Genomic DNA, 1587 nt, shown 5'->3' on the forward strand with positions numbered 1-1587 from the left:
TCCAGTGACGTAGCACTTATGGCCTGTCGTGGCGCGAGGTACCACCATGACGGTGCGCAATATGGCGGTGCGGCCTTTTGCAATCTCTTCCTGAGCGAGGACAAGGGTCTCGACTTGCATTTTCCCTCTACGGGCCATCGCATTCCCCTTACTCGGGGAACTGCTGTGATATTCGATACTTGCCAGCCTCATGGCGTCATTCAGCGTGGCAGCGGCAGTTTTAGTGTGGCCGACTTCGCGCCGGACCAGGATTGCATCCAGATCTTTTTGACATGGGAGCTTCCCATCGAAGACGCCCATGTTGGACAGGCACTTGAGGTGGTCTTCGACATCGCCCGTTCGACCTCACCGCAACTGAATGAAGAGCAAGTCTGGTTGAACGGTGCACCAGCCGCTGTGTGCCCAGAATCTGGTCGCTGGTACCAGGTTGACTAATTGTCCCGCTCACACGTTGGTGTTGCCGTGGGCACGCTGAACAGGCTTTCGTTCACGGCAATAGACGCATGCAGAGAGTGCCCTTGGACTAACGTAGACGATATTCAGTCGCCGCGGGTTGGCTGGAACATATTCGACTTAGTGTCAGTGTGCCACTGGCGCAATGCTATACGAGCACTTTAAGCAGGTATTGCTGCGTTCGTTGAAAACTTCCGGCCTACCCGCGCAATGTCTCGAACTCGTGATCACCGAAACCGCCCTGCTCGACCACGCAGGACCGCCTCTTGAGCGACTCGATGAGATCCGCACGCTTGGGGTGGGCGTCGCGATGGACGGACTTCGGCACGGGATACTCATCCCTTAGCGTGTTGCAGAGATTCCATCTATGCGCGTGAAACCCGACAGGGAGTTCGCCAACGGCCTCGAACATTGGCATGGTCAGCATCGGATGACCTCGCCGCTCGACGATCTATTGACCGGTCCTTTAAGTCAGCCAACTCTACCGGAATTTCTGCACTTCGGCAGCGGCATTCCATCTGGGAACCGAACCCCGACGCACTTTCTACGAGGCCCGACCGAGAATGCAGACGTCGTCTTTTGTTGCAGACGCCGGCGATGAAGCCCGGCATCGTTATCCTCCTCGCTCGAGTGGGGTGGGCGTATCATTTCGAGCATGGTGTCTCAGCGCGACGCAGCGGAAGGTCCCCCTCGCGTAGACAGGGAAACGCGGCCAGGGTCGACCCGGACGTCAAGAGCAGCCAGGAGCAGCCGATGCACGTGACAGAAGCGACGCCCTCGAGAAGCGCGCCCCTCTTCCTCGCGACGAAGGTGCTTCCGCCGCGCCTGCCCGCCGGCTTGATCGATCGGCCACGGCTCGGCTCGCTCGCAGGGAAAGCGCAAGACAAACGCCTCACAGTCATCAAGGCGCCGGCCGGCTTCGGCAAGACATCTCTTGCGCTCACGTGGATCGACCGGCTGACCGCGAGCGGCGCCCTCGTGGCGTGGCTCTCGCTCGATTCCGACGACGACGAACCCGCGCGCTTCTTCCATCATCTGGCGCAGGCGTTACGCAACGCGTGTGAGCGCGTCGGCGCCTCCGCGATCGGCCTCACCACCGGGGCGTCGCTCGTGCCCGCGCACTCGGTCGTGGCG

The 1587-nt window shown here is 60.6% G+C and carries 2 pseudogenes; both read left to right on the forward strand.

The features are described from left to right. Positions 1 to 435: pseudogene (locus AWB67_RS37435) on the forward strand (hypothetical protein); the annotation flags it as partial. Between the two features lie 771 nt (positions 436 to 1206). Further along, positions 1207 to 1587 (forward strand): annotated as a pseudogene (locus tag AWB67_RS37445) (LuxR family transcriptional regulator); the annotation flags it as partial.

Source organism: Caballeronia terrestris (genome assembly GCF_001544515.1).
In the GTDB taxonomy this organism is placed as follows: Bacteria; Pseudomonadota; Gammaproteobacteria; order Burkholderiales; family Burkholderiaceae; genus Caballeronia; species Caballeronia terrestris.